Annotated in this window: 1 protein-coding gene; it reads left to right on the top strand. The window is 45.7% G+C overall.

Annotated elements, in window-relative coordinates; genetic code table 11:
• Positions 1-205: thymosin beta-4 family protein (locus F0L68_RS45825; RefSeq protein WP_149855402.1), on the top strand; the 205-nt coding region annotated here is incomplete at its 5' end.
• Between the last annotated feature and the right edge of the window lie 158 nt (positions 206-363).

Raw genomic sequence — 363 nt, 5'->3', positions numbered from 1 at the left:
GTTTGATTCGAGCCAGCTGAAGCACACCGAGACTCAGGAGAAGAACCCGCTTCCGGACAAAGATGCTATCGAAGCGGAGAAGGAAAAGAACAAATTCCTGAACGGCATCGAGAACTTCGATCCCACTAAGCTGAAGCACACGGAAACGTGCGAGAAGAACCCGCTCCCCACAAAGGACGTCATTGAGCAAGAGAAATCAGCTTGAACCACTACTTTATAACAGTTACTCGCAAATGTATCTCGCTAGTATCGCCGTATTTTAATATTGATGTAAGTCAGATCTATTTGCGTCGTCCATTACAAGTTTTATTTTTGTTTTTGTACAATGGCAACCCTGCCTGGGCAATGGCGACGTACAGCAAC

This window comes from Solihabitans fulvus (assembly GCF_008386585.1).
Classification (GTDB): Bacteria; Actinomycetota; Actinomycetes; order Mycobacteriales; family Pseudonocardiaceae; genus Solihabitans; species Solihabitans fulvus.
The sequence above is the reverse complement of the archived record's forward strand: the minus strand, read 5'-3'. Positions and strand labels throughout refer to the sequence as shown.